The sequence below is a fragment of the Myxococcales bacterium genome (genome assembly GCA_022184915.1).
Classification (GTDB): Bacteria; Myxococcota_A; Polyangia; order Fen-1088; family Fen-1088; genus JAGTJU01.
This window is the reverse complement of record JAGTJU010000004.1, coordinates 683,948-709,008: the sequence shown is the minus strand read 5'-3', so window position 1 is coordinate 709,008 and position 25,061 is coordinate 683,948. Positions and strand designations below refer to the sequence as shown.

23 protein-coding genes are annotated in these 25,061 nt (G+C 66.6%); 9 read left to right on the top strand and 14 right to left on the bottom strand.

Going from position 1 to position 25,061, the window contains the following annotated elements:
- The first annotated feature begins 16 nt into the window (after positions 1 to 16).
- From KA712_18045 to KA712_18030, 4 genes are all read left to right on the top strand, one after another.
- Positions 17 to 1,012, top strand: a complete 996-nt coding sequence (locus KA712_18045; GenBank protein MCG5054870.1) for a glucokinase — start codon at positions 17 to 19, stop codon at positions 1,010 to 1,012.
- Between the two features lie 114 nt (positions 1,013 to 1,126).
- Positions 1,127 to 2,323, top strand: coding sequence for a hypothetical protein (locus tag KA712_18040; GenBank protein ID MCG5054869.1), 1,197 nt, complete (start codon positions 1,127 to 1,129; stop codon positions 2,321 to 2,323).
- Between the two features lie 76 nt (positions 2,324 to 2,399).
- On the top strand, positions 2,400 to 3,182 hold the full coding sequence (locus KA712_18035) for a TatD family hydrolase (GenBank protein ID MCG5054868.1): 783 nt from the start codon (positions 2,400 to 2,402) through the stop codon (positions 3,180 to 3,182).
- Between the two features lie 169 nt (positions 3,183 to 3,351).
- Positions 3,352 to 3,621, top strand: coding sequence for a hypothetical protein (locus KA712_18030; protein ID MCG5054867.1), 270 nt, complete (start codon positions 3,352 to 3,354; stop codon positions 3,619 to 3,621).
- A gap of 56 nt (positions 3,622 to 3,677) precedes the next feature.
- Here KA712_18030 and thyX read toward each other — a convergent pair whose 3' ends face one another.
- The 7 genes from thyX to KA712_17995 form a co-directional block, all read right to left on the bottom strand.
- Positions 3,678 to 4,667 carry an FAD-dependent thymidylate synthase gene (gene thyX, locus KA712_18025; protein MCG5054866.1) on the bottom strand — a complete coding sequence of 330 codons (990 nt, stop codon included), beginning with the start codon at positions 4,665 to 4,667 and terminating at the stop codon, positions 3,678 to 3,680.
- On the bottom strand, positions 4,667 to 5,659 hold the full coding sequence (locus KA712_18020; GenBank protein MCG5054865.1) for an acetyl-CoA carboxylase carboxyltransferase subunit alpha: 993 nt from the start codon (positions 5,657 to 5,659) through the stop codon (positions 4,667 to 4,669). The genes thyX and KA712_18020 overlap by 1 nt, the downstream gene beginning before the upstream one ends.
- A gap of 108 nt (positions 5,660 to 5,767) precedes the next feature.
- A complete protein-coding gene (gene miaA, locus KA712_18015) occupies positions 5,768 to 6,730 on the bottom strand; it encodes a tRNA (adenosine(37)-N6)-dimethylallyltransferase MiaA (GenBank protein MCG5054864.1) in 963 nt (320 codons plus the stop codon).
- Complete coding sequence (mutL, locus tag KA712_18010; GenBank protein ID MCG5054863.1) at positions 6,727 to 8,607, bottom strand: DNA mismatch repair endonuclease MutL; 1,881 nt, start codon at positions 8,605 to 8,607, stop codon at positions 6,727 to 6,729. Before mutL ends, miaA begins: the two co-directional genes overlap by 4 nt.
- A 52-nt stretch (positions 8,608 to 8,659) precedes the next feature.
- Positions 8,660 to 9,268: an RlmE family RNA methyltransferase gene (locus KA712_18005; GenBank protein ID MCG5054862.1), complete on the bottom strand. Its 609-nt coding sequence runs from the start codon at positions 9,266 to 9,268 to the stop codon at positions 8,660 to 8,662.
- Positions 9,269 to 9,374: 106 nt separating this feature from the next.
- Positions 9,375 to 10,142 carry a 50S ribosomal protein L3 gene (gene rplC, locus KA712_18000; GenBank protein ID MCG5054861.1) on the bottom strand — a complete coding sequence of 256 codons (768 nt, stop codon included), beginning with the start codon at positions 10,140 to 10,142 and terminating at the stop codon, positions 9,375 to 9,377.
- A gap of 112 nt (positions 10,143 to 10,254) precedes the next feature.
- Positions 10,255 to 12,336: a hypothetical protein gene (locus tag KA712_17995; GenBank protein ID MCG5054860.1), complete on the bottom strand. Its 2,082-nt coding sequence runs from the start codon at positions 12,334 to 12,336 to the stop codon at positions 10,255 to 10,257.
- Between the two features lie 149 nt (positions 12,337 to 12,485).
- On the opposite strand from KA712_17995, the gene KA712_17990 reads away from it, so the two are divergent.
- Positions 12,486 to 13,121, top strand: coding sequence for a threonylcarbamoyl-AMP synthase (locus KA712_17990; GenBank protein MCG5054859.1), 636 nt, complete (start codon positions 12,486 to 12,488; stop codon positions 13,119 to 13,121).
- A 10-nt stretch (positions 13,122 to 13,131) separates the two neighbouring features.
- Here the strand turns inward: KA712_17990 and KA712_17985 are convergent, their stop codons facing one another.
- From KA712_17985 to trpE, 5 genes are read right to left on the bottom strand one after another with little or no spacing between them, the layout of a single operon-like run.
- Complete coding sequence (locus KA712_17985) at positions 13,132 to 13,764, bottom strand: phosphoribosylanthranilate isomerase (protein ID MCG5054858.1); 633 nt, start codon at positions 13,762 to 13,764, stop codon at positions 13,132 to 13,134.
- Positions 13,761 to 14,558: an indole-3-glycerol phosphate synthase TrpC gene (trpC, locus tag KA712_17980; protein ID MCG5054857.1), complete on the bottom strand. Its 798-nt coding sequence runs from the start codon at positions 14,556 to 14,558 to the stop codon at positions 13,761 to 13,763. Before trpC ends, KA712_17985 begins: the two co-directional genes overlap by 4 nt.
- Before the next feature lie 3 nt (positions 14,559 to 14,561).
- Positions 14,562 to 15,593: an anthranilate phosphoribosyltransferase gene (trpD, locus tag KA712_17975; protein ID MCG5054856.1), complete on the bottom strand. Its 1,032-nt coding sequence runs from the start codon at positions 15,591 to 15,593 to the stop codon at positions 14,562 to 14,564.
- A gap of 8 nt (positions 15,594 to 15,601) precedes the next feature.
- The gene (locus KA712_17970) at positions 15,602 to 16,186 is read right to left on the bottom strand and encodes an aminodeoxychorismate/anthranilate synthase component II (protein MCG5054855.1); all 585 of its coding nucleotides are present in this window, start codon (positions 16,184 to 16,186) and stop codon (positions 15,602 to 15,604) included.
- 2 nt (positions 16,187 to 16,188) lie between these two features.
- On the bottom strand, positions 16,189 to 17,712 hold the full coding sequence (gene trpE, locus KA712_17965; protein ID MCG5054854.1) for an anthranilate synthase component I: 1,524 nt from the start codon (positions 17,710 to 17,712) through the stop codon (positions 16,189 to 16,191).
- A gap of 267 nt (positions 17,713 to 17,979) precedes the next feature.
- Here trpE and KA712_17960 point away from each other — a divergent pair, with 267 nt between their 5' ends.
- The 3 genes from KA712_17960 (at position 17,980) to KA712_17950 (ending at position 22,364) form a co-directional block, all read left to right on the top strand.
- A complete protein-coding gene (locus tag KA712_17960; protein MCG5054853.1) occupies positions 17,980 to 18,696 on the top strand; it encodes a carboxypeptidase regulatory-like domain-containing protein in 717 nt (238 codons plus the stop codon).
- 709 nt (positions 18,697 to 19,405) lie between these two features.
- Positions 19,406 to 20,497, top strand: coding sequence for a heme o synthase (gene cyoE / locus KA712_17955; GenBank protein ID MCG5054852.1), 1,092 nt, complete (start codon positions 19,406 to 19,408; stop codon positions 20,495 to 20,497).
- Positions 20,498 to 20,519: 22 nt separating this feature from the next.
- The gene (locus KA712_17950; protein MCG5054851.1) at positions 20,520 to 22,364 is read left to right on the top strand and encodes a DNA mismatch repair protein MutS; all 1,845 of its coding nucleotides are present in this window, start codon (positions 20,520 to 20,522) and stop codon (positions 22,362 to 22,364) included.
- 7 nt (positions 22,365 to 22,371) lie between these two features.
- On the opposite strand, the gene aat is transcribed toward KA712_17950, so the two are convergent.
- On the bottom strand, positions 22,372 to 23,076 hold the full coding sequence (gene aat, locus KA712_17945) for a leucyl/phenylalanyl-tRNA--protein transferase (GenBank protein MCG5054850.1): 705 nt from the start codon (positions 23,074 to 23,076) through the stop codon (positions 22,372 to 22,374).
- Positions 23,077 to 23,131: 55 nt separating this feature from the next.
- Here aat and KA712_17940 point away from each other — a divergent pair, with 55 nt between their 5' ends.
- Complete coding sequence (locus KA712_17940) at positions 23,132 to 23,995, top strand: tetratricopeptide repeat protein (GenBank protein MCG5054849.1); 864 nt, start codon at positions 23,132 to 23,134, stop codon at positions 23,993 to 23,995.
- Between the two features lie 12 nt (positions 23,996 to 24,007).
- On the opposite strand, the gene KA712_17935 is transcribed toward KA712_17940, so the two are convergent.
- Positions 24,008 to 25,060, bottom strand: a complete 1,053-nt coding sequence (locus tag KA712_17935) for an NAD(P)-dependent glycerol-3-phosphate dehydrogenase (protein ID MCG5054848.1) — start codon at positions 25,058 to 25,060, stop codon at positions 24,008 to 24,010.
- Position 25,061: the final 1 nt, after the last annotated feature.

The following is a 25,061-nucleotide window of genomic DNA, read 5'->3' as shown; positions in this document are numbered from 1 at the left end:
GATAAAGGAGCCTCACGTGACCGTTCTGGCCGGAGACATCGGCGGCACCACCAGCCGCCTCGCCTTGTTGCGCGACAACGAGATCTTCTTCGAGCGGGCCTACCCCTCGGCAGACCACGCCTCTCTCGACGCCGTGGTTGAAAAGTTCCTTCACGACGTGCGAAAGGCGCTTGGCCCCGACGCCCAGCCGCGACGCGCCTGTTTTGGCGTGCCAGGCCCCGTGGACAACAACACGTGCCGGGTGACGAACCTGCCCTGGTTCGTCGACGGCCGAAAGATCGAGGCGAAGACCAAGATCGAGAAAGTGGCCTTGCTCAATGACTTTCAGGCAGCTGCCTTGGGAGTTACGGTGATCGGGCCCGAAAACCTTTGTCCGGTCGGTGGAGGTGAACGCAACCCCACGGGCCCCATCGTGGTGATGGGTGCGGGCACGGGCCTTGGTGAAGGCTTCCTGTTCTGGTCTCCCGCCGACAACCGGTACCAGGTCATCGCCTCCGAGGGTGGCCACGTGGACTTCACGCCCCGGTCCGCCCTCGAAACGGGACTGATGACCTATATGGCCGGGCGCTACGGGCGCGTTTCCTACGAACGCGTGCTCTCCACACAGGGGCTTTCGGACATTTTTGGTTTCCTCACCAGCGAGCCCGCGCTGCGCCCCTTGGTGGCCGACGAAACGAAAGGCCAGATGGTGGTGGAGGATCCCGCAGCGGTGATCGCGCGTCAGGCCATGGACGGCAAGGATCCGATTTGCGTCATGGCGATCAATCTTTTCTGTTCAGTCCTCGGCGGACTTGCGGGCAACCTGGCGTTGACCTTTTTGGCCACGGGCGGGGTCTACATCGCTGGGGGCATCGGACCGCGCATCATTCCGGTGATGACGAACGGTGTTTTCCGCCAGGCCTTCGAGGCCAAGGGACGCTTTCAGCCGTTGGTGGCGAAGACCCCATGCTTCATCGTCACCCACCCGGCAGTGGGCCTTCTGGGCGCCGCTTCAGTGGCCGCGCGACTCTGATTCGGTCGCCGCCTTACCCCCGCTTCGCACGCAAAGGCGCGCAACGACACTGGTTTACGGGGTTTTAGCTCCGAGGAAACCTATCGGAGACATACGCCTTCTAAGTTGGAGGGCATGTCTGCAGCGCTTGCGACGACGGCGGTGGTGCTCGCATCGCTGTCCAGGTCGATGCCGGCGTCGACCCTCCGTCGACCGCCGGCCGACTTCCTGATGCGCCCTGCCCCGTCGCCGGCGGAGATCCTGAGGGACATTCCTTTGCCCCCCAAGGTGCGCGACGCGCTGGAACGAGCCGTGCTCCACGAGCCCCTCGAGGGCGCCTGGACCGTGGGACGCTTGCTGGCGATTCCGGGGTTCGGTCTGCGGTCACTCCAAGACGCAGTGGCCACGGCGGTTCGGTTGCGGCAAGCGGCCAGCCAACCCCCCGAGCAGCCGACGCTGCTCGAAGACGAGCTTGCCCCCTTCCTGGTGGCACGACCCCGCCTGTGGCCAAGACCGCCGACCCCCTTGCTCGAACGCGCCATTGAACTCATCGGGCAAATGGCGCCGGCATCAGAGCAAATGATCCTGGAGGCGTTGCGCGCCCACGGGGTCGCGCGGGGCGAGATATCGCTCGCTCAGATTGAACGCGCGAGCCGCTTCGTGGAAGCGCCCATCCCGTACTCGATCTTGAGACGAGGCGACGTCTGTCTGGCCGTGCCGGGAGCAGATCTGGCACTTACACAGAGGGTTTACGGACTGGCCGTACGCACGGTGGTCTCATGGGGGCTCGCGAGGCTCGGACACCTGGCCGAGCAAGCGGGCACGGACCGACTCGACTTCGTGAAAACCGTGGTGAGCGCGCGCCCAAGCTTCCGCTGGCTCGTGCCTGCCACCGGATGGTTCTGGTTCGAGAGTGATGACGCCCGGTTGGTCCGCAGCATCGAGAAGGTGCTCACGGTCTCGGCGCCTATTTCGTTGGCCACCTTGGCGCGCGCGGTGTTTCAGCGGCGCCCCTCGGCTTTCGTGCCTCCGCTGTCGGTCCTCGAGGCGCTGTGCCGACAGGTGCCTCGCTTCCGTGTGGACGACACGGGTCACGTGCGCCTGGCCGATCCGGAGCCCCTCCTGCTTTCGGAGGAAGACAAAAGCTTGATCGATCTTTTCCGCCTGAGTGGCCCCCGGATCGACGCGCGCCAAGCCCAAAACCTCGCCCAATCCCTTGGGCTGTCCGCAGATCGTTTGCTGCGCCGTCTTGGGTTGGCGTTGTTCGTGATCGAACAGCCCCCGGGTGTCTTCCAACTCGTGTCCGACGAGCAGCCCGAAAACGCGGCTTAGAGGTACGCGGCCGCAAACGCAAGGGCCGAACTCAGGGTGAGCAGATCGGGGCCGGCGGGAGTGCTATTTTCGCTTCGTGCTTCCCGTCATCGATACCCACTGCCATCTCGACTTCGAGGATTACGCCGGTGAGCTGCCGGAGGTGCTGGATCGCGCCCGACGGGCCGGAGTGAACGCCTTCGTCTGCATCGGTGCTGGCAACGACACCCGATCCGCCCGGGCAGCCGTGGCGCTGGCCGCGGCGGAAGCGGATGTTTGGGCCGTCGTGGGCGTACACCCTCACGACGCAGCTAGCATGACCGAGGCGGATTGGGCTGAGCTCGAGGGCCTCGGGAAGGCGGCTCGCGTCGTGGGCATCGGGGAAACGGGGCTCGATTATCACTACGATCAATCGCCCCGCGCCGTTCAACGCGACGCCTACCGCCGCTTTCTCGAGCTCGCCCGCCGGTTGCAGCGACCCGTCATTTCGCACATCCGTGACGCGCACGAGGACGCAAAACAGATCCTCACCGAGGCAGGCCGCGGCCATCCCGGTGTGATTCACTGCTTCACGGGTGAACGTGACGACGCACGTGCCTATCTCGACCTTGGCCAGATGATTTCGTTTTCGGGCATCTTGACCTTCAAGAATGCCGAACCCATCCGCGAGGCCGCCCGCTTTACGCCGCTCGATCGTATCGTGATCGAGACCGACGCCCCGTATCTTGCGCCCATACCGTATCGGGGAAAGCGTAACGAGCCCGCTTACGTAGTGGAGACCCTCAAGTGCCTGGCGAACTTGAAGCAGCTGGATCTAGAGACCACCGCGCGGGCCACGACCGAGAATGCTCGCCGCCTTTTCGGCCTGCCCGCGAATTGAATTGATTCGCCCGCGTTGCTTCACCATACTTCGGCCACACGCTGGGAGAAACGTGTGAGGCGGCTAGCCGTGGGCAGGCGTCGGAGGCGGGCAGAGGACTTGGGGTGTGGTGTTTCTCCCGCGGCTCGTCGACACGTGCAACCTCTATGGGCTTCGGGACACGAACAGCATGTCTAGGGATTCTGGCGGCAAGGGGAACAATGGAGAGAGCTTCGATGCGGGCGTATCCGAGCAATCGATCCGACGCGCCATCGACTACGCGAAGCGCCTGCGCGCCCACTCCGATGGCGACTTGATCGACTTCGAGGCAGAGCTCGGCGAAGAACCCATCACCTTGGACAAGGCCCTCTCGGAGCTGCCGCGCATGCTGTCGCCACGCCGCACGGGCATGTACCGTGTGCCCTCGGTCACGCCCACGCCCCCGAAAGAGGAGACGTAGCGCTCGGGCAGGGCCTGTGAGGTCCGGCTCCGGTGGGCTGAGCAGGCGGGCTGGGATCAGCCGTCTTGAGGGACGCGGTCACCCTTCGGTACCGCCTGGGCGAAGCGCTCGGCGAACACCTCGCCCGGCTTGGCCTTCGTGAGGTCGAGCTCGAAGTCTGGTACGCGCTTGGGAGCCAACTTGGCGAGGAACTCTGCAATCTCGCGGGGTGACAGCCCTGCCCCTGCCAGCTCGTCCTTGCTCAAGGCGCCTTCCCGCGCAGCAACGCCTTCCCCATCACCGTGCACCAGCCGTCGGAGGACGTCGAGCTCCATGCGGGAGACGTGACTGCCGCACACGTCGTAGTCGATCCAGGCCTCGTACGAGAGAGGAGCCACCCGCTTGAGCATGCCCGCCATCACGCGGCCAAACTGCTGAATCTCCCACTGCGCGTGCTCGTCCACCCGCAGGGTGAGAAAATGCAGCAGGTTGTGTAGGTCAATCTTCCAGTACCATTGGGTGTACGTGGACAGAGGCAGGTCGATGCGGGCCAGCTCGCGAGCCACGTCGTTCTCCGTCAACCACTCGTACGTGTCGGCCGCCTGTGCCCGTATCTGCCCCCAGCGCCTCGCAGCCTCATCGAACATCGACGGGTCGACCGGACGCCCGCTGCGACCCTGATTGTTGCTGCGGCTCTGCGTCTGAAGCTGCTCGGCTTCGGGTGAGTAAAACAACAGGGGCACCAGGCTGTAACGGCCGGAGTATTCGTTGACGTTGGCCGTCCGGTGGCGAATCCACTGCCGCGCGATGAAGATAGGCATGCAGCAATGGAACTTGAGCTCCACCATCTCGCTGGGCGTGGTGTGCTTGTGCCGCCGTAGGTAGCGAATGAGCCCGCGCGTGAGGTTCTGCTTGCGCGTCCCGTAGCCGTAGCTCACGCGCGCCGCACGCTCGATATCCTCATCGGTGCCCATGTAATCCACCAGCGACACGAAGCCGTGGTCCAGAACCGGAAAGTATTGGCCCAGGATCTCTTCCGCACCGGGACTCGAGGGTCGCTTGCTCATCAGACTTTTTCCGTGGTCTCTACGAATTGGCCCATTTGGCGAAACTTGCGGTAGCGCTCGTCTCGCAGCTGCTGTGGGTTCAGCTTCTTCAGCTCGGCGAGATGCTTCGCGAAGACCGCCTTGAGGTTGTCGGACGTCACGTCCCAGTCACGGTGGGCACCGCCCCGCGATTCCGCCACGACCTCATCGATGATGCCAAGACGTTTGAGATCGGCCGCCGTGATCTTCATGACCTCGGCCGCAAGGCTCTTCTGTGTATCGTCGCGCCACAGGATGGAAGCGCAGCCCTCCGGCGAAATGACGGAGTACACCGAGTTCTCGAGCATGAAGATACGATCGGCCACGCCCAGGGCGAGCGCGCCCCCCGAGCCTCCTTCGCCGATGACCGCACAGAGGATGGGCACCGGAAGGCCGGCCATGACCTCGAGGTTCTTGGCGATGGCCTCGGCCTGGCCACGCTCCTCCGCGTCGAGTCCAGGATAGGCCCCCGATGTGTCCACGAAGCAAATGATCGGGCGCCCGAAGCGACCTGCCAGCTCCATCAAACGAAGCGCTTTGCGATAACCCTCTGGCTTCGGCATGCCGAAGTTACGCTTCACGTTCTCTTTGGTCGTGCGCCCCTTTTGGTGCCCCAGTATCAGCACGGGCTCTCCGTCGAGAAAGGCAAAGCCCCCCACGATGGCGGGATCGTCAGCGAAACGCCGGTCGCCATGCAGCTCGGTGAACTCCGTGAACATACGACTGATGTAGTCGAGCGTGTACGGCCGGTGGGGGTGCCGGGAGAGCAGGACACGCTGCCAGGGGCTGAGATCGTCGAAGATCTTCCTCTGAAGGGCTTCGACCCGCTTTTGCAGGGCGCGTATCTCCTTCTGGAGATCTACCGACCCCCCGGTGAGCTGTTGCAGTTCGTCGATGCGCTTTTCCAGCTCCACGATGGGGCGCTCGAACTCGAGCGTGGGGCTGTCGGCCGGCTTTTCGGTCTTTGTCTCCATACACGGTTTCCGCGGGAAAGAAGGGGGAATACTGGGGCGCTTCGGGCCGGATGACAAGTCCCGTCGTGGGATTCCGGCGCGCAACGGGCGTCGCCCGGGCGAAGGGGCTCAGAGCGGGTCGTCACACCCTTCGAAGAAAGCCCGGATCTGGGTCATGATGTCGGCAAGCGGCGGTGATGCCGTCACGCGCAATCCTGGCTCCTGGCGAAACCACGTGCGCTGCCGGCGGGCGTAGGCCACCGTGACGCGTTTGGTTTCGGCGATGGCAGAGGACAGGTCACAGGCTCCCGCCAGGTGCTCCCCCAGCTGTTTGTAGCCAAGGCCCCCGAGCGCCCGGGCCTCGCGGAATCCCTGGGCCCAGAGCCCGCGTACCTCGTCGAGAAAGCCCATCGCCATCATGGTGTCGACCCGACGATCGATGAGCCCCCGGAGCTCATCGGAAGGCTTGTCATAAACCACCCGAAAACAACGCAAGGGCGGAACGGCGGCAGCCTCTCGCCACAGCGCCGTAATGGGGCGGCCCGTCTGCTCCCACACCTCGAGGGCGCGGCTCGTCCGGACGAGATCGTTCGGAGCGATCTTTGCCGCCGCGTCAGGATCGATGCCCGCCAAGCGGGCGTGCAACGCCGGTACGCCCCCCCGGGCGGCTTCGGCTTGGTGACGGGACCGGATACCCGCATCGGGCGGCGGCGCCTCGAAGAGGCCCCGGGTGAGGGCCCGGAAGTAAAGCCCCGTGCCGCCCACGATCACTGGCAGCCGTCCCCGCGCGGTGATGCCGGCGATGACCTGCCCCGCACACCGCGCCCACGCCCCCGCGTGAAACGCTTCGTCGGGCCGCGCCACGTCGAGCAGGTGGTGAGGAATGCTCGTCCGGTCATCGGTTGTGGGTTTTCCCGTGCCGATATCCAAGCCGGTGTAGACCTGCATCGAGTCACAACAAACGATCTCCGCGCCTTCGGGCCAGGCCTTTGCGAGGGCCATGCCGAGATCGCTCTTGCCCGAGGCCGTCGGTCCCACGATCGCCACCACGCGGGGCACGGGGTCCGGGAAAGCGTTGGGGCCGGTGCTCATGTTCGGCCGAAGCGGCGCTCGAGTTCCGCGAGCGGTAACCGCACGAGAACGGGACGCCCGTGTGGGCAGTGAGAGCGCCAATCCACGGCGTCGAGCTCGGCCAGGAGGCCTGCCACGCGGGGCGGATCGAGCACATCGCCGGCACGCGTGGCGCTGTGGCACGCCAAAGTGGAAAGCACCCGCTCGAGCTCGGCGGGCGCCAGCGTGGGGGCTTCTCCTTCCGCCAAACGGTCGAGCACGTCGCGGAGCATGGGTTTCGGGTCGACGTGGGCGAGCAGCTCGGGAACCGCGCGCACCAGGGCCGTCTTGAGGCCAAACGCCTCGAGCTCGAACCCCAGAGTCTGGAGCGTGTCCTGGGCCTCACCCACGGTTGCCAGCCGGGCCTCGTCGAGCTCGATGGGAATCGGAAAAAGCAGGCGCTGTCTCGGCACGTCGCGGGCCTCGCATGCCGTCCGCAGTTTTTGGAAGAGCACCCTCTCGTGAGCCGCGTGCTGGTCGACGAGGCACAGACCTCCCTCCTCCGTCTCGAGCAGCAAATACGTCCGCGCAAGCGTTCCCAGGTAGCGCAGGCTCGCAAGCCCCGCAACGCCGGAGGGGGGCGGGGGCGCGGATACCACCGGCAGCTGGGCTTGCGTCGGGAGCACCGCCTTTGCCGGCTGAGGGGCCTCGAGCGGGCCTTCTGCCGAACGAGGATGAAACAAACGGTCGAGGTCTACGGGATCGGCCGCCCGGCTGCCCGCGGACATGCGGCTTCGTTCAGCGGCAGCCCGCCCGTCGTAGCTGCCCTCCCGGGCCATGGGCAGGGCTCCCTTGCCCCCCCTTCCTGGTGCCAGGGAGTGGGCTTTTCGGCTCTCGAGCTCGAGAAACGGCGCCCGCGCCAAGGACGCGCCGATGACATGCCGAACAGCTCCATACACAGGCTGCGGGTTGGCGAAACGCACCTCCAGCTTCTGCGGGTGCACGTTGACGTCGAGGTCTTCACCGGGCACGTCCACGAACAACACCGCCAAGGGGTAGCGCCCCCGTTCGAGGAGCTCGCCGTAGCCCATGCACACGGCCTGGAGCAACGAGCGGTCCCGCACGAAGCGACGCCCCACGAAGAGAAAGGTGTTGCGCGCCGTCGTCGATGCGCATTCCGGGCCCCCCAGGAAGGCGTGAACGCATACCCCATTTTCGTCGCCCACAGCCTCGTGCAAGACACCGGCGCCCCGACGGGCAAGAGCCGCTCGAACGCGCTCTGCGAGGTCACGGTGAGGGGGTAAGTCCAGAGCTACGCGCCCGTTGGTACGCAACCGAAAGTGAACATCGGGATTGGCCAGAGCCAGGCGCAGCAAGGACTCGGATACGTTCCCTGCTTCGGTACTCTCGGTTTTCTGAAATTTGAGCCGAGCCGGCGTGTTGAAGAAGAGGTCGCGCACCTCGATTTGGGTGCCCGTAGGCATGCCTGCGGCGCGCGCTTCGGTCTCAACGCCCGCCTCGATGCGCAGCACGAACCCTTCGTCAGCGTCGACCGGCCGGCTGCCAAGCCGAAGCCTGGAAACGGACGCGATCGAAGGCAAGGCTTCCCCCCGAAACCCGAAGGTCTCCACGCCCCAGAGATCTTCGGCGCGGCTGATCTTCGAGGTGGCATGGCGCTCGAGAGCCAGGCGGGCCTCGTCGGGCGACAGACCGCAGCCATCGTCCACCACACGGATCAAGCTGCGCCCGCCCCCCTCGATCTCCACATCGATCCGGCGCGCTCCGGCGTCGAGGCTGTTTTCGCAGAGCTCTTTGACGACGGAGGCGGCCCGCTCCACCACCTCGCCCGCAGCGATCTGATCGACCAGCGTGGGTGGCAGCTTGATGATGCGAGGGCGGCTGGATGGGGCAACCGTCATCGGGGCGGACGTTACCAGATAGAGGCAGAAGACGCGTGCGAAAGCAGTCTGGTCATGTGGAAGCGGGCGCGAAGCCCTTCCCCGCCAGGTACACCTCGGTGCTGATCTTGCGGGAGGCTTCGGGCTTGACCAGCTTGACCGTGGCGAAAAAGGTTTGCATGCGTTTCCGCAGCAGCTCCACGTCGGGCCCCTGGAATATCTTGGCCACGAAGGCGCCGCCGGGCGCGAGCAAGCGTGACGCGCGGTTGAGCGCTTCTTCGACGAGCGCGGCCGAGCGGGCCTGATCGGTGGACTTGATTCCCGTGGTGTCGGGGGCCATGTCGGAGAGCACCACGTCGAACGCCCCGAGATCGCCCACCAGCACCTCGTCGGTGATCTCGTAGAGATCCGCAATGACGATGCGTGCGTTGGGGATCTCGCTGGGCATCGGCAGCCGGTCGATACCTACGAGCTTTCCGTGTGCCCCCACCCGCTGTCCAGCGTACTGCAACCACGAGCCCGGTCGGCAGCCGAGGTCCAGCACACGGTCACCGGCACGCAGCAGCCCAAGCTTTTTGTCGATGTCCTCCAGCTTGAAGACCGCACGGGCGGCAAAACCCTGCTCGCGCGCCTTCCTGAAGAAGGCGTCGTGGCGAGACGAACGGTCTTTCAAGCGCGACACGAAGGAACATTCCTACGAAGAGAGGGCGCCCACCGAAAACACCAAAGCCCGCGACGAGGCGGGCTTTGGTGGGGCCAGCATGTTGGCCCGGCGAGCGCGGAAGAGCTTACTTCTTCTTTGCGGGAGCGCCCTTCTTGGAGGCCTTCATCGGGTTCTTCGACTCGGTCTCCTTGACCGGGCCCTTCACGGCTTCGCGCTTGACGTTCTTGGCGCTGCCCTTGACCAGCACCAGACCGTTGGCGGGGCCCGGAACCGAGCCCTTGACGATGACCACGTTTTGCTCTTCGAGCACGCGCACGATCACGAGGTTCGACGTGGTGCACACTTCGTTGCCCATGCGGCCCGACATGCGCTTGCCCTTGTGCACGCGGCCCGGAGTCAAGCGGCAGCCAATCGAACCGCCGTGGCGGAAGAACTCGTGCGTGCCGTGGGTGGCGCGGAAGCCAGCCATGTGGTGGCGCTTCATGACGCCCTGGTAGCCCTTGCCCTTGCTCGTCGCCGTTACGTCGACGACGTCGCCGGCCTTGAACACGTCTTTGGCACCGAGCACGCTGCCCACGCTGTACTTGGCAGCGTCGGTGGCCTCGAGGCGAACTTCACGAAGCTTCTTCGGCAGGCCCTCGACCTCCACGCCCTCGCCGGCCTTGGCCGCAATCGCCTTGAGCTGGCCCTGGTCGGGGCGGGTCAGGTGACGGTCGGCCTTTTGGCCCAAGCCGATTTGCACGGCAGAATAGCCGTGCTTGTCCTGGTTGCGGACATCGGTGACCAAGCAGGGGCCGAGCTCGAGAACGGTGCAGCCAAGCGTGGTGCCGTCCTCCCAGAACACCTGGGTCATTCCAACTTTGCGGCCTAGCAGGCCCATCTTCAGCGACATGGATCAGAAATCTCCGGGGACGAATGCGAAAGTGCCGTAAGGGCGGCAAGTTATAGTCTTGCGTCTTCCAGGCGTCAAGCGCCGAAAACCCGCCCTGGGGGCGGACTTGGGGTCATTTCGACCGATTTTCCCCTCCCTGGGCGTCGAGGTCCAGCTCGCCGCGGCGGCGGAGCGGCTCGAGGAGCAGTTCGATGTCCTGGTCGAAAGCCGACGCGTCTGGGGCCACCCCACCCTCCGGGACCTCGGTCGTCGGCCGAAAGACGAGGTTCAGGATCGCCAGCGTGGGGGCGTCGCGCCCCACGGGCCTGGGGATGGTGAGAGCGTAGGCGGCCTGAGTCAGGCAGGCCTCGATTTCGGGGTGCCCCAAGGTCGACGCCAGCACCCGCGCCCCCAACATCTCCCCACGCTCGAGGTCGAGCGCAAGACGAACGCGCCCCGTAAGTGACCGGGCCCCCGGCGCGTTGGCTCTGCGGTTGAGGTAGCAGGCCCGAGCCCGCGGCAGGTAGGCGAGCGACAGCGCATTGTGAACGACGGAGCGCTCGAGGTCTCCCACCGGCGCTCCCTCCGCGTCCGCAGGCGGCAGCCGCCACACCCACGAGCGCCCCCCCCTTCCGTCGTCAAACCCGAGGACCGTCGCCACAGCAAGCCCGTTCGATACGGGCCAGGCAATCGGATCCGGCAGCGTCCGAAGCGGCACGCGGCCGAGGTGGCCTTCGCTGCGGTATACGACCTGCCGGGGCCACGGGCGTTGCCGGGGCCAGAGCCGTGCGGTACCGGCACCCGGAGACAGATGCGGCGGGCCCTCGACACCGCCCGGGTTCCAGGCCAAGCCAAACCAGTCCCCTTCCGCCCCCGACATCTCCTTCGCCAGCCGCGTCGCAGCCGCATTGACGCCGGGAGGCCGTAGGGAACGGTAAAGCCCCCCGAAGGCCTCGGGAAGGGCCCTGTAGGCCGCGCTCCCGAGGGGGTGTGGCGCCTCGTCGCCCTCGGGGCGCAGAACCACCGCGGCCACGCGGAGGCACCTTTCCCTCGCGGGTCCGCCTGCAGCAACCCCTGCCTCGGGCCGCAGCCCGTCCGGCAGCGAAGCATCGCCCACCACGAGCAGCCACGGCGGCTCCGCGCACGACGTGGGCGGAGCCCCAGGGGCACCGAGGGCCTGCGTGGCGGCCGCCACGGCCCCCCGCCAGTCGGTGCCATTGGCGAGGCGGCTGGGTTCGAGGGCCCCCGCAAATTGGGCCAGCGACTCCCGCGTGGGCAGGCGGAACACGGGGAACACGGGCGTGGATCGCTGCGCGAAGAGCAGGGCGTTCCAGGGCACCCCCGCAGGCAAGGCCTCCATGAACGCCGTGACGAACTCCCGTTCGAGGGAAAGCCCCGCGACACCCACGCTGCGAGAGCCATCGACCAGCGCGAGCACGGCGCCGGGAGGGCGGCCCTGCGGAAGGCCCTGCCCGCGACAGGTGGCCACGAACCCTTGCGCGCCCACCGCGCGCGAGGCGGGCGCTCGAAAGCGAACAGCCATGGCAGAGGCCGCCGGCGTGCGGGGGTCACGCAACACGAAGGACAAGGCCCACGACGCGTGCGCGCTGGCCTCCGCCGTCGCCTGGAGGCGGCGGCGTGCGGACCCAGGCACAGGCAAGTCTCGTCCCGCGAACTGCCAGCTCGCAAGCCGTAGCGCCGAGGGCAACGCCACGTCGAGCGAAACGGTCGCCGCTGCCGGCGCCAGGTCTACAGCGCCCGGCATACGAAGAGTCCAAGCCCCCTCCTCACAGGCAAGCGGCAGGGAAAATGCGTAACGAACCGTCACATGCTCGCTCTCGCGAAGCCCCTCGAAGGCCACGCGAACTGCGGCCGAAGCGTCTCGGGGAGCCTGCCGTGCGAGTGGGGGAACGACAGGGGGCGACGTCAGAGCCGGCCACGGAGCCACACGGGCCTCGGGCGTACCGAGTTCGACGGTGAGCCCCGAAGCCCCCTCGGGCAAGGCGAAGTCGAAGACAGAAACACGAGCCCCGGCTTTGGGCCGGTACACGCCCACGGCAAGCTCGCGTTCGACGGACACGAACGCCACGGGTCCATCGATGCGTACGTGAACGCGGGCAGCGGGGACCTGGGCCTCGGCCCACGCGTGAGCCGATAGACTCGCACACGCGCCGAGGCCCAGGAGCATACGAGCAAACGCGGCCAGACGCTTCACGGAGGCTGCAAATTCAACACGGGACAAGGGCATTCTCAAGCAAAGAAGTGCCATTCACGTGCCGGGTCTTTCGAGCCCTTGCCAGGCCGGAGCTCAAGGGGTAAAGAGCGCGCCGGTTGGAACGAAGGACTGGGGGATACGAAGGTCTCATGAGCATCGTGGCGTCTGTTTTGGAGGTGGCACCCTCGGACCCGGGGGAAGCGGCGATCGCGCAGACCGTGAAGGTTCTCGAGGGCGGCGGCGTGATCGCGCTGCCGACCGATACGCTGTACGGGATTGGTTGTGCGCTCGATTGCGCCGAAGCTGTGGACCGCATTCACGCCATGCGCGGCATCGATGCCGTGAGGCGACCTCTCACCTTCTTGTTGCCCGACTTGGGTGAAGTGGCTCGCTGGGCGAAGATCACCGGCAACAGCTACCGTGTGCTCACGCGTATCTTCCCGGGGCCCTACTGCGTCGAGCTCGGTGCGTCGCCCCGCGTCCCCAATCCGTACTTGAACCCCGAGCGCAACACGATTGGCGTGCGCATCCCCGACTATCCGCTGTGCGAGAAGATTTTGTGGCGTCTGGGACGCCCCATCCTCACGGCCACGGCGAAGGCCCGCGATGGCCAGGTGCTGACCACCGCCGCCGACATCAACGCCGAGTTTGGTAACGAGCTTGATCTCATTCTGGATGCGGGTCCGTTGTCAGGTCCGCCCTCGACCGTGGTGAGCCTGGTCGACGACTGGGTGCAGATCCTCAGGGAAGGCCGCGGCCCGGCGAGCCGTGTGATCATGACCTGAGCCGCAGCGCTCAGCGTAACCCCAACGTGCGCGAGGCTTGCCGTGCTGTGCGGATGAACGCCCGCAGGCGGCCGTGATCCTTGATGCCGGGTTCACTCTCCACGCCACTGGCGACGTCGACGCCGTTCGGCCGCGTGGCCTCCATCCCTGCCACGACGTTTTCCGGTGTGAGTCCCCCTGCCAAGAGGAAGGGCCGCGGCGCCCGTTCGGCAATGAGGTCCCAGGGTGCCGGTTTGCCCGAGCCGCCGTAGCCGTCGGCGTAGGCGTCGCAGATATAGAGTCCCGCATCCCAGCCGAGCCCCTCTTTCAAAGAGGCCTCGTCGATCACGCGCAAGGCGCGGATCAGCTTCCGGCTGCCGATGTGAGCCCAATCACCCACCCGCTCGTCGCCGTGCAGCTGAATGCGATCCAGCTTGAGGTCGGCCGAAGTCTCTTCCACCACGAGAGGGTGCGCGTTGACGAAGACCCCCACCTTGAGGACGTTGGGCGGTAGCACAGACAAGATCTCACGGGCGCGATCGTCGTCGACGTAGCGCTTTGAGCCGCGCCAGAAGTTGAGCCCGATGGCATCAACCTTTTCGGCCACGGCTACCTCGGCGTCCTCGGGCCGGGTGACACCACAGACCTTGATGATGAAACTCATGCCGCCGCCAGCAGTTCCTTCAGCGCGGCGCCCGGATCCGGCTGCCGCATCAGTCCTTCACCGACGAGGATCGCGTCGATTTCCCCTGCCTTCATGCGCGCCACGTCGGCCGGCGTTTTGAGGCCCGACTCTGCCACGATGATGCGTTCGGCGGGCACCCGGGGACGCATGCGCAGCGCCAAATCCATGTCCATTGTGAAGGTGCGTAGGTCCCGGTGATTGATGCCCACGATCTCGGCACCCACGGCCAGCGCCCGGACGACTTCCTCTTCGTCGTGGGCTTCGACGAGCACGTCCATCCCCTGTGCTTCCGCCAACAAAAGCAGGCCGCGCATCGAGTCATCCGAGAGCGCTGCAACAATCAGCAAAATGGCATCGGCCCCCGCGGCCCGTGCTTCGATGACCTGAAACGGATCCACGATGAAGTCCTTTCGGAGTATCGGCAGGCCCACCGCCGCCTTGACCCGCGACAAGTCGTCCAATGTGCCGCCGAAGAAGGGGCCGTCCGTGAGCACGGAAATGGCGGCTGCGCCGGCAGCCTCATAGGCCTGTGCGATCGCCACGGCGTCGGCGTTTTCGCGAATCCAGCCGGCAGACGGCGAGCGGCGCTTCACTTCCGAAATGCACGTGACACGCCCTGGCTTCCGCAGGGCCTTTGCCAGGCTGCGGGCAGGGGATCTCGAGGCGGCACGCTGGTGGAGGCTTTCGAGCGACACGGACGCCCGCCTGAGCTCCAGGTCGGCACGTGTGCGCGCCAGGATGTCGTCGAGGATCTGGCTGCCAGAACTGGCCATGGCTTACTTGGCTCCCGTTGGGACGTGAGGTACGAGGGCGCGCAGCCTTGTCAACACCCCGAGTGCGCGACCCCCGTCGAGGGCCTCAGCGGCGCATTGTGCCCCCTCTGTCAACGACGTCGCCCCTCCGCCGACGTACAAGGCCGCACCCGCCGTCATGACCGCGGCCGCGCGGATCGCGCCGGGTTTGCCCTGCAGGGTCTCGAGTAGCAGAGCGGCATTGACCTCGGGCGTCCCCCCCGCGAGCCCGCTCGGGTCGTGCTCGGCAAGGCCGAAATCGGCAGGACGCAGCTCGTAGGTCGAAACGACACCCTCCCGGAGCTCCGCCACCTGCGTGGCTCCCGCCGTGGCGATCTCGTCAAGCCCACCGTGCCCGTGGACCACGAGGGCGCGCACCGCGCCCAGCTTGCGGTGGGCTTCAGCCAGGAAGCTCACCCGATCGGCTGCGAAGACCCCGTTGAGGTGAAACCGCGCCCCCGCCGGATTCGTGAGCGGACCCAGGACGTTGAACACAGTGCGGAAGCCCAGCTCTCGCCGGACCTGCGCGACGGCCTTGGTCGCCCCGTGGAAGAGCGGCGCAAACAAAAAGGCTACACCGGCTTCGCGTAGACACAGCTCGGCTTCGGCTTTGCTGGGCGCGGGGTTGACGCCGAGGGCTTCGAGCACGTCGTGAGAGCCAGACCGCGACGAAAGCGCCCGGTTGCCGTGTTTGGCCACGGGAACGCCGCAGGCTGCCACCAGCAGCGTCGCGAGGGTCGAGACGTTCACGGTGCCCGAACCGTCGCCGCCCGTCCCGCAGGTATCCAACACCACGGGGGCATCGAAGGCGACCCGCACCATCCGCTCCCGCATCGCCTGCGCGGCCCCAACGACCTCGTCCACCGTTTCGCCCTTCATGCGCAGGGCGGTCAGAAAAGCGCCGATCTGCCCGGGCGTGGCCTCCCCGTCCATGAACAGGCCCACCACGTGGGCCATCTGCGCGGCGTCGAGGTTCTGGCCGCAAACGACCTTGGCCAGCGCGTCCTTGACCTGCAATGGGCCGCTCACGCTGCCCCCTTCGTGACAGACTTGCCAAGGAAGTTCGCCAGGAGCTGCTTGCCCACAGTCGTGAGAAACGATTCGGGGTGAAACTGCACGCCCTCAACGGCAAGGGTCTTGTGGCGCAGACCCATGATTTCCTCGTCCCAGGTCTTCGCCGTGATCTCGAGACAGTCGGGAAGCGTAGCCTTCTTGACCACGAGCGAGTGGTAACGGGTGGCCTCGAAAGGGTTCGGCAGTCCCGCGAACACGCCCTTGTCGTCGTGAAAGATGCGCGACGTCTTGCCGTGCACGACCTCTTTGGCGCGGATCACGTCGCCCCCGAAGGCCTGCCCTATCGCCTGATGACCCAGGCAGACTCCCAGGATGGGAATACGACCCGCGTACGCCTTGATGACGTCCAGGGTAATGCCAGCTTCGTTCGGCGTGCAAGGGCCCGGCGAAAGCACGATCCGGGAGGGGGCAAGGCCACCAATCGCGTCCACGGCGATCTCGTCGTTGCGCACCACCCGAACGTCCTCACCTAGCTCGGCGAGGTACTGCACGAGGTTGTAGGTAAACGAATCGTAGTTGTCGATGACGAGCAGCACGGCTAGTTCCCCCCGCGCGCCTGACGGGCGCGTTCGATGGCGACGAGGACGGCGCGCGCCTTGTTTTCACATTCGGCATGCTCCGCGGACGGCTGACTGTCGGCCACGAGCCCCGCCCCGGCTTGAATGTAGATGGTGTCCCCTTTGGTGACCAGGGTGCGAATGGCGATCGCCAGGTCGACGTTGCCCTGATACGAGAGGTAGCCCACGGCGCCGCCGTAGACGCCGCGACGCGAGGGCTCGAGTTCCTCGATGATCTCCATCGCGCGAATCTTCGGCGCCCCCGAGAGCGTGCCCGCCGGAAACGCGGAAGCGATGACGTCCGCAGGGCGGCGCCCCTCGGCCAGGGTGCCTGAAACGTTGGACACGATGTGCATCACGTGGCTGTACCGTTCGACGACCATCACCTCGTCCACCTTCACCGTGCCGCGTTCGGCGACCCGTCCTACATCGTTGCGTCCGAGGTCGATGAGCATCACGTGCTCGGCCCGCTCTTTGGGGTCCGCCACCAGCTCGGCTTCGAGGACGAGGTCCTCCTCGTGCGTTTTGCCGCGCGGCCGCGTGCCCGCGATCGGTCGCACCTCCACCCGCCGGCCATCGAGCCGCACGAGGGCCTCGGGAGAGGCGCCAGTCACCTGAACCTCGGGGAATTCCAGGTGGAACATGTACGGCGAAGGGTTCGTCACGCGCAGAATGCGATAGACGTCGAAGGGATCCACGTGACCGCGGGGCACCTCGAAGCGCTGCGAGAGCACCACCTGGAAGGCGTCACCTGCCTTGATGTACTCGTGCACCTTGCGAACCGCGTCCTCGTAGCCGGCTTGGCCCGTGCGCGACTGCGGCAGGACGGCGGCCGTTTCATCGAAGCCCAAATCGAGCGGCGGCGGCGCGAGGGACGAACGCGCGAGGTTCTCGATGATCGCGTCGATGCGCGCACAGGCGTCGTCCCAGGCTTTGCCAGGCTCACCCGTGAGGTCGGCGGAGGCCACCACCTTGACGGTGCCGCGTAGGTTGTCGAACACGATGACCGTGTCCGTGAGCGCAAAGCACATGTCGGGCACGCCCAGCTCGTCCGGCGCCTTGGTAGGCAGGCGTTCGAACCACCGCACGGCGTCGTAGGCGAGAAAACCCACCGCCCCGCCCACGAAGCGGGGCAGACCTTCCGGCACCACGGGCGCGAGCGCCGCCAGCGTCTCGTCCACGAAGGCTACGGGGTTCGGCACGGAGAGACGCCGCTCCACGGCGAAGGTCCCGTCCGGACCGGGAGAAAGAATCTCGACCTGGCCCTGACTGGCCCTCAGCACCTGGCGCGGTTTGACGCCCACGAAGCTGTAGGCCGCCCACTTTTCACCGCCCTCGACGCTCTCGAGCAAAAAAGAATACGGACCGCGGCCCAGCTTGGCGTAGACGGAGACGGGCGTTTCGGCGTCGGCGAGAATCTCGCGGAACACGAAGCCCAGCTTACCCTTCGACGCCAGCTCGACGAACTGCGTTCGGCTTGGCTTGTGGGGAGTGGGGGGGGACATGGGTGGGGCGAGAACCTAACCTGCAACACCGCCGAACGTAACCCCCTCCCCGCGCGCCGCGCCCCGTCCCTTCCGTGACAACAGCAACCGGACCCGGGCCTGTGGCCGAGTCTGCGGCATCCCACCACGGTGAATGTGCGCTCGCGCTCACCCGTCCTCTCCCTACGGCCCCTGCTGGGACCGCAAGTCCCTCTCGCGGTTGACGGCCCCCGACCACCTTGGTAAGCACGCGCAATCACGAGAGCTTTTTCCCCACGAGGAGTCCCCATGACCCGAAGACATCTCGCCCTGGCCTCCCTTCTTGGTAGCGCTATCGCACTCGGACCCGTGGGAGCCGACGTGGCCTCGGCCGCCGAGACGGCATCTCTCAAAGGGACCGTAAAGCTCAAGGGTTCCCCTCCCAAGCCGGAGGACCTCAACATGAAGTCCGACCCTTTTTGTGCCAAGCACACGGCCAAGGACACATCGGTCGTGGTGGGCCCGAAGGGCGGTCTCAAGAACGTGGTGGTGCATGTCGTCAAGGGTCTCGAAGGCGCTGCCCCTGCGGCGTCCGGCGATGTGGTGCTCGACCAATCCGGCTGCGTTTACGAGCCCCGCGTGGCGGTCGCCGTAGCCGGCCAACAAGTGCTCATCAAGAATAGCGACCAAACGCTGCATAACGTCCACACGTACAAGGGCCCCGCCACACTCTTCAACCAGGCGCAGCCTCAGGGCTTCCCGCCGCTCAAGAAGAAGTTCGCCAAATCGGGCGACGTGGTGAAGTTCAAGTGCGACGTTCACCCCTGGATGACCGGCTGGGTCGTGGTGGTAGACAATCCCTTTTACGCCGTGACCGGCGATGACGGCAGCTTCACGATCGACGGTCTGGCACCGGGAAAGTACACAATCGAGTACTGGCACGAAAAATACGGTGCCCAAACCGCAGACGTTGAGGTAAAAGCCGGCAAGCCGGCGGCCTTGAACCTGGAAGTGGTCGCGAAATAACCCCTGACCTGGTCTCCAAGCTGGCAGCTAGATTCGCCGGCGACCCCGGCATGCGGAGCTCGACAGTTTGAACCCCAACTCGTCCCTCATTCCGGGGCGGTCGCCCGAACGACCGTCCGTCGTGTTGCACCTGGCGGCTGTCGCAGCGGCGGTGGCGGCCTTCGGGCTCCTCGTCGTTCTCGCGCAGCCCGGCACCCAGACCGCAGGGCTGGGCAACACCCTTCTCGCGGGTCTGCCGGGGCAGATTGCCGGCGCTACGGCCGCTGGTATGACCCTCTTCGTCGCGGCTTATCTGACACGGATCCGGGACGCCCGACCCGCCCTGGCACGGGCGGCCTGGGCGGCGGCCGTTCTCGCCTTCGCCAGCGCGGGCTGGGCGGCCATGGAGTTCCGCGTCCCGCGGGAGCTCGTGCCTCTCCAAAACGGCGCGGGCGTCGCGTTTTTCCTGAGTCTGCTCTACGTGGCCGTGGGCACGTCGCCCCGGTCCGTCGTCCAGGACCGCGCGCCCGTCAACCCCGGGGTCCGCCGCTGGGTGCTCGTGGCCGGCGTGGCGATGGTCTTCCAGATGGTGCTGGGGGCGCTCGTGCGCTTTGCGGCTGCCACGGGCGGCGTCGTTTTCGGGAGCGAGCAGGCCACGGGTCTCGTCCACGACCTGCACCGGGTGGGCTCTCTGGCCGCGGTCTGCCTCGTGGCAGGCTCAGCGCTGGCCATGGTGGCCGCGACGCGGGAACGTCCCGGGCTCCGTGGCTTGGCGGGAGCGGTCGTGCTCCTGGTCCTGGCTCAGGCCCTCGTGGGCGCCCAGAGCGTGGCTGAAGCCTTGCCTCTCACGTCCGTGCAGGCCCACATCGGCCTTGGCGTAGCGCTCTTGGCCACGCACTGGGGCCTTTACCTCGGCAGCGCCCCGGCACGCAGCGGAGCGAACGTGAGCCTCCGGGCGCTCGGCAGGGAGATCGTCGCGCTCACCAAGCCTCGCATCTCCGCGATGGTGATCGCTACGTTCGGTGGCGGCCTGTGGCTCGCGCCCCAGTCGCAGGAGACCTGGAAGGGTCTGGTGGCTCTGCTCGGCACCTTGCTCATCGTCGGCGCCGCCAACGCGCTCAACATGTACCTCGAGCGCGACATCGACGGACGCATGAAGCGTACCCGCAACCGCCCCTTGCCTCAGGGCCGCTTGTCTGCGGACGCGGCGGTGGCCACGGGAACCGCCCTGCTCTGCACGTCGCTGCCCCTGATGCTCCTGGGCGGCAACGCGCTCACTTGCATTTTGGGATTCGTGGCCTTTGCGAGCTACGTCTTCCTGTACACGCCGCTCAAGCAGAAGTCTTCAGTGGCCTTGTTCGTGGGGGCGGTACCCGGTGCATTGCCCCCCCTCATGGGCTGGACCACCGCCACGGGGCGGATGGATGCCCCGGGCTTGGTGTTGTTCGGGATCCTCTTCTTGTGGCAGATCCCGCACTTCCTCGCGATCTCCGTGTTCCGGGCCGAAGAGTACAGCCGCGCTGGCTTCAAGGTGATGCCCGCAGAACAAGGCATGCGGCAAACACGTGCCTGGGCCCTGGCGTGCGCCGTAGCCATGGTGCTCGTCAGCTTGGCCTTGCGACCGCTTGGCGTGTCGGGATGGCTGTACACCAGCGCGGCTGCCCTTCTGGGCGCTGGCTTCGTGGCGTGGACCGCGGCGGGCTATCGACTTGCCAATCGCGAGGGTGCAGGGGCCGCGCGATGGGGCCGCTCCCTCTTCGGTGCGTCCATCCTGTATCTCATGTTGCTCTTCACGGCGTTGGCCGTGGATCACCTGCTCTGAGCCTTCGCGTCCCGGAGTCCTGGTGTCGCACGCGGTGCCAATGAACGCCTACCAGGAGGGCCTTGCCGCCCGCCAGGCCGACCTATCGCGCTTGCTCTCCCGGGACCGTCTGAGCGTGCGCGCACGCCTCGGGCTGGCGGTGGCCCTGGTGGCCGTGCTCGTTTATGCCTACAAGAACCACGACATCTCGGCACGCTGGGCGTTGCTGCCCACCGTAGCGTTTGCCGCTCTGTGGGTCTACGAAAGCCGGCTCGCGGAGCGCCGGGCCCGGGTCGCCCGCGGCATTGCCTTTTTCGAGCGCGGACTGGCGCGGCTGGGTGACGAGTGGGCGGGGCGGGGCGATACAGGAGATACTTTTTTCGACCCCGAACACCCCTACGCGAGCGACCTGGACGTCTTTGGCCGCGGAAGTCTTTTCGAGCGCCTCAACGAAGCCCGTACGGCGCCCGGACAACGGCGGCTTGCCGATTGGCTCCTCTCCCCCGCGAGTCCCCAGGAGATTCGCGATCGCCAAGCCGCCGTGGCCGAGCTGGCGCCGAAGGTCGAGCTCAGGGAAAAGCTAGCCGTCGTGGGCGCTGACGTACGTGCGCAGACACAGCCCGAAGCGCTGCGTCGATGGGCAGAGGCGCCCCCCCTGCCCTGGTCGCGAGGACACACGGCCCTTTTGGTCGCGCTGGCCCTCGTTCTGGCGACCGCCTTTGCCGTGATTGCGCCCTTGGCTTTCACAGGGCGCCTGTCGGGGTGGGCGCTGCTGGCGATCCTCGTCGTCGACCTTTTCGTGATGCGCGCGCTCCTCGACGCCGTGCTGCAGGTTGCCCGCGAGGTGAACCATCGCCTCTCGGAACTGCAGGTCATGGGTGCGCTCCTCGAGTTGCTCGAGCAGACGCCCTTCGACGCGCCACGGCTTCTTCACATGCGCAAGCGCCTCGGGACGCGATCCGAGCGCCCCTCCCGCCTCATCGCTCGACTGTCGCGACGCGTGGGATTTTTCGATGCGTACCGCAACCAACTCTTGATTCCGTTGCTCTGGCCACTTTACTGGGCCCCGCTCTGGGCGCTCACGATCGAGAGCTGGCGGCGCACGCACGGGCACACCGTGACGGTGTGGATCGACGTGGTGGCGGAGCTCGAGGCGCTCTGCAGTGTGGCGGGCTTTGCCTTCGAGAATCCCACCTTCGAGAACCCCGTGATCGAGCCGGGTGAGCTTCGCTTCACGGCGCGGGTTCTGGGGCATCCGCTGCTGCCGGGGGCCAAACGGGTGAGCAACCCCGCGCGACTCGGGCACAAGACCGGCGGCAAAGACATCGGCGATCCGGGTCAGTCGATTCGCCTGCTGATGGTGAGCGGCTCGAACATGTCGGGCAAAAGCACCTACCTGCGGACGATCGGACTGAACGCCGTCTTGGCGCAAGCGGGCTCCGTGGTGTGTGGACAAGACGTGCGGCTCTGCCCCTTCGACATCGGAGCCTCGATCCGCGTCTCCGATTCACTCCAGGAGGGGCGCTCACGGTTCTTCGCCGAGCTGTTGCGCGTGCGCCAAGTCGTGGCCCTCGCGGCGGCCAACGGACCGCGTCCCGTGCTCTTTTTGCTCGACGAGATCTTCGCCGGTACCAACTCGGAAGACCGACGGGCGGGCGCGGCGGGTGTCGTCAAGGCTCTCATGACTCACAACACGTTGGGGCTGGTCACCACGCACGATCTGGCCCTCACGCGGCTACCCGAGACCCTCGGCCCTGAGGTGGTCAACGTTCACTTTCAAGATCGCCTGGACGACGGCCACATGCACTTCGACTACACGTTGCGCACGGGCGTAGTTCAGAAGAGCAACGCGCTGGCCTTGATGCGCGCCGTGGGTCTCGACGTCTAGGCGGGTCTCAGGACGCCGCTGCCGAGAGCTCGCGGTCCCAGCGGCCCTGTCGGGTCTTCTTGCCCAACGCCTGGGTGAGCTGTGCGAGAAAGTCACCGCGGGGCACCTCGCGGGCTCCGAAGCGTGCCAGATGCGCGGTGGTCACCTGGCAGTCGACGAGATCGATGCCCCAGGCCTCGAGTTGCCGTACGAGCATCACGAAGGCCACCTTGGACGCATCGGGCACGTCGGCGAACATGGACTCTCCGAAGAACGCCCCCCCGAGGCTCACCCCGTAGAGCCCCCCCACTAGCTTGCCGTCGAGATAGGCCTCACTCGAGTGCGCAATACCAAGCTCGTGCAGGCGCTGGTACGCTCGCTTCATGTCCGCGGTGATCCAGGTTCCCCTTTGGCCGGGGCGACGCTTCGCTGCGCAGCGATCCATCACGCGCTCGAACGCCTTGTCGAAGTGCACCTCGAACGCGTGCGCACGCATGGCCTTGGCCAAGGAGCGGGGCACGTGCAAGGAGGCCGGGGTGAGCACCATGCGGGGGTCGGGTGACCACCACAAGATCGGCTGGCCTTCCTCGAACCACGGGAAGATCCCCGCTGCATAGGCGTTGATCAACCGCGCAGGCGAAAGGTCGCCGCCCACCGCCAGCAGGCCGTCAGACTCGGCATGCTGGGGGTCAGGGAACAATCCGGGGTCGTCCGTCAGCCCGAACACAGGCACCGCGCTGATGATACCCGAGCTTGCGAGAGCTCGCGCTGGGCGCCAAGATGATTGCATGACGAACTTGGTCAAGGACGTCGGAGACGCCGAATTCCAAACCGAGGTCATCGAGCGCTCGAAGCAAGTGCCGGTGTTGGTGGACTTCTGGGCCCCCTGGTGTGGTCCGTGCCGCGTGCTCGGCCCGCTGCTCGAACGGGAGGTGGAGGCGGCCCAGGGGCGCGTGGTTTTGGTCAAGGTCAACACGGATGAGCACCCCAGGCTCTCGGCCGCCTTTGGGATTCAAGGCATCCCGGCGGTCAAGGCGTTCCGTGACGGCGTACAAGTCGACGAGTTCGTGGGCGCCCTGCCGGCGCCTGCCATTGCCGACTTCATCAGGCGTCTCGTCCCCTCACCGGCGCAGGAACTCTTGCGGGCGGCGCTGGCCAAACTGGGAGCGGGCGATCCTGCGGCCGCCCAGGAGCTCTTGCGCCCTTTGCTCGACGATCCCGACGTGGCCAACACAGCCGCGTTCCACCTGGCGCATACGCTGGTCCGCACCGGCGGTTCGCCCAGCGAAATTCGTGAGCTTGCCGAACGGATCCACCCTGCGGCGGCCGAGTTTGGGCGCGTCGACGCGCTCTGTGCTCTCGCAACGCTCCTCGAGAAGGTCCCGTCCGGCGGCGTCACGGGCGCACGGGCGGCCGTCGCCGAAAACCCCCGGGACCACGAGGCCCGACTGTCCCTCGCCGCCGCCTATCTCACCCAAAGAGACGTGAAAGCCGCGCTCGACGCGTTGCTAGAGAGCGTCTCGCGCAACCCGGGCTATGCCGACGGTGCGGCTCGCAAAGCGATCCTTGCGCTCTTCGACCACCTCGATGAACCCCCCGCCGAACCCGATCTCGTGCGGGAGTATCGCAGGCAGCTGCAAATCGTCTCCTGACACGGAGACGCGCTACCGGGATCGTTCTCGCTCCCCCACAGAGCTGCGACCACCGAGCTCGATGCCAATTTCGCGTGCCAATAGGCGGGCGACCGCCTCGGCCGGGGTGCGCTGCCCTTGCAGCACCGCTGCCACCTCGTTGGTGATGGGAAGTTCCACACCCAGGCGCGCGGCCAGCTCGGCCGCCGTGCTGGCGGTCTCCACCCCCTCGGCCACCTGCCCCAACCGGGCCGCCACTTTGCCGAGGGGCTCTCCTCGCCCCAGCGCCATGCCCACCGTCCGGTTGCGCGAAAGATCCCCGGTGCAGGTGAGCACCAGGTCCCCGAGGCCCGCGAGCCCCGCCAAGGTGAGCGGGTTGCCACCAAGGCATTCGGCCAAGCGGCCGATCTCGGCAAGCCCTCGGGTGATGAGAGCGGCCCGCGCGTTGTTGCCGTAACCAAGCCCGTCTGAGCAGCCCGCGGCCAGGGCGATGACGTTCTTGAGCGCTCCCCCAAGCGCCACGCCCACGACATCCTCGCTGGCGTAGACCCGAAAGCGGGGACAGTTGAACAGCTGCTGTGCGAATTCACGGGCGCCGAGCTCATGAGCGGCGGCCACGGCCGCGGCCGGCTTGCGGTGGGCCACTTCCAAAGCGAACGTGGGCCCGGACAGCAACACCGGGTGGCTGCGAGGCCACACGGTGGCGATGAGCGCATCCATCGTGAGCAAGGACCCACGCTCGAGACCCTTCGAGGCGCAGATCACGACACCCGAAAAATCGGTCGACAGGGCTGTGAGCACTTCCCGCATGTGCATCGAAGGCAAAGCCACCACGCAGGCGTCTGTTCCCTCGACGAGGCCTGGGAGAGAAGACGACAGCCGCAAGGCCTCCGGTAACGTCACGCCGGGCAGATACCGTCTGTTTTCCCGCGCCTCCTGCATCACCTGGACAGCCGCAGGATCGCGGCCCCACAGCGTGACCTCATGACCGCGCTCGACGAGCAGGCACGCCAAAGCCGTGCCCCACGAGCCCGCGCCCAGGACCACCACGCGCTTTGGTTCCTCCAAGGTGTCGAGAGCGCCCATG

Excerpts from the sequence above, each read along its gene's own strand:
- thyX (MCG5054866.1), bottom strand. The coding sequence starts at position 4,667 with ATGAGCAAGCGACCCTCGAGTCCCGGTGCGGAAGAGATCCTGGGCCAA.
- KA712_17990 (MCG5054859.1), top strand. The coding sequence starts at position 12,486 with ATGAGCATCGTGGCGTCTGTTTTGGAGGTGGCACCCTCGGACCCGGGG.
- trpE (MCG5054854.1), bottom strand. The coding sequence starts at position 17,712 with ATGTCCCCCCCCACTCCCCACAAGCCAAGCCGAACGCAGTTCGTCGAG.
- KA712_17940 (MCG5054849.1), top strand. The coding sequence starts at position 23,132 with ATGACGAACTTGGTCAAGGACGTCGGAGACGCCGAATTCCAAACCGAG.
- KA712_18040 (MCG5054869.1), top strand. The coding sequence starts at position 1,127 with ATGTCTGCAGCGCTTGCGACGACGGCGGTGGTGCTCGCATCGCTGTCC.
- KA712_17960 (MCG5054853.1), top strand. The coding sequence starts at position 17,980 with ATGACCCGAAGACATCTCGCCCTGGCCTCCCTTCTTGGTAGCGCTATC.
- rplC (MCG5054861.1), bottom strand. The coding sequence starts at position 10,142 with ATGTCGCTGAAGATGGGCCTGCTAGGCCGCAAAGTTGGAATGACCCAG.
- cyoE (MCG5054852.1), top strand. The coding sequence starts at position 19,406 with ATGGTGGCCGCGACGCGGGAACGTCCCGGGCTCCGTGGCTTGGCGGGA.
- KA712_17935 (MCG5054848.1), bottom strand. The coding sequence starts at position 25,060 with ATGGGCGCTCTCGACACCTTGGAGGAACCAAAGCGCGTGGTGGTCCTG.
- KA712_17985 (MCG5054858.1), bottom strand. The coding sequence starts at position 13,764 with ATGAGTTTCATCATCAAGGTCTGTGGTGTCACCCGGCCCGAGGACGCC.
- KA712_18020 (MCG5054865.1), bottom strand. The coding sequence starts at position 5,659 with ATGGAGACAAAGACCGAAAAGCCGGCCGACAGCCCCACGCTCGAGTTC.
- miaA (MCG5054864.1), bottom strand. The coding sequence starts at position 6,730 with ATGAGCACCGGCCCCAACGCTTTCCCGGACCCCGTGCCCCGCGTGGTG.
- trpC (MCG5054857.1), bottom strand. The coding sequence starts at position 14,558 with ATGGCCAGTTCTGGCAGCCAGATCCTCGACGACATCCTGGCGCGCACA.
- KA712_18030 (MCG5054867.1), top strand. The coding sequence starts at position 3,352 with ATGTCTAGGGATTCTGGCGGCAAGGGGAACAATGGAGAGAGCTTCGAT.
- mutL (MCG5054863.1), bottom strand. The coding sequence starts at position 8,607 with ATGACGGTTGCCCCATCCAGCCGCCCTCGCATCATCAAGCTGCCACCC.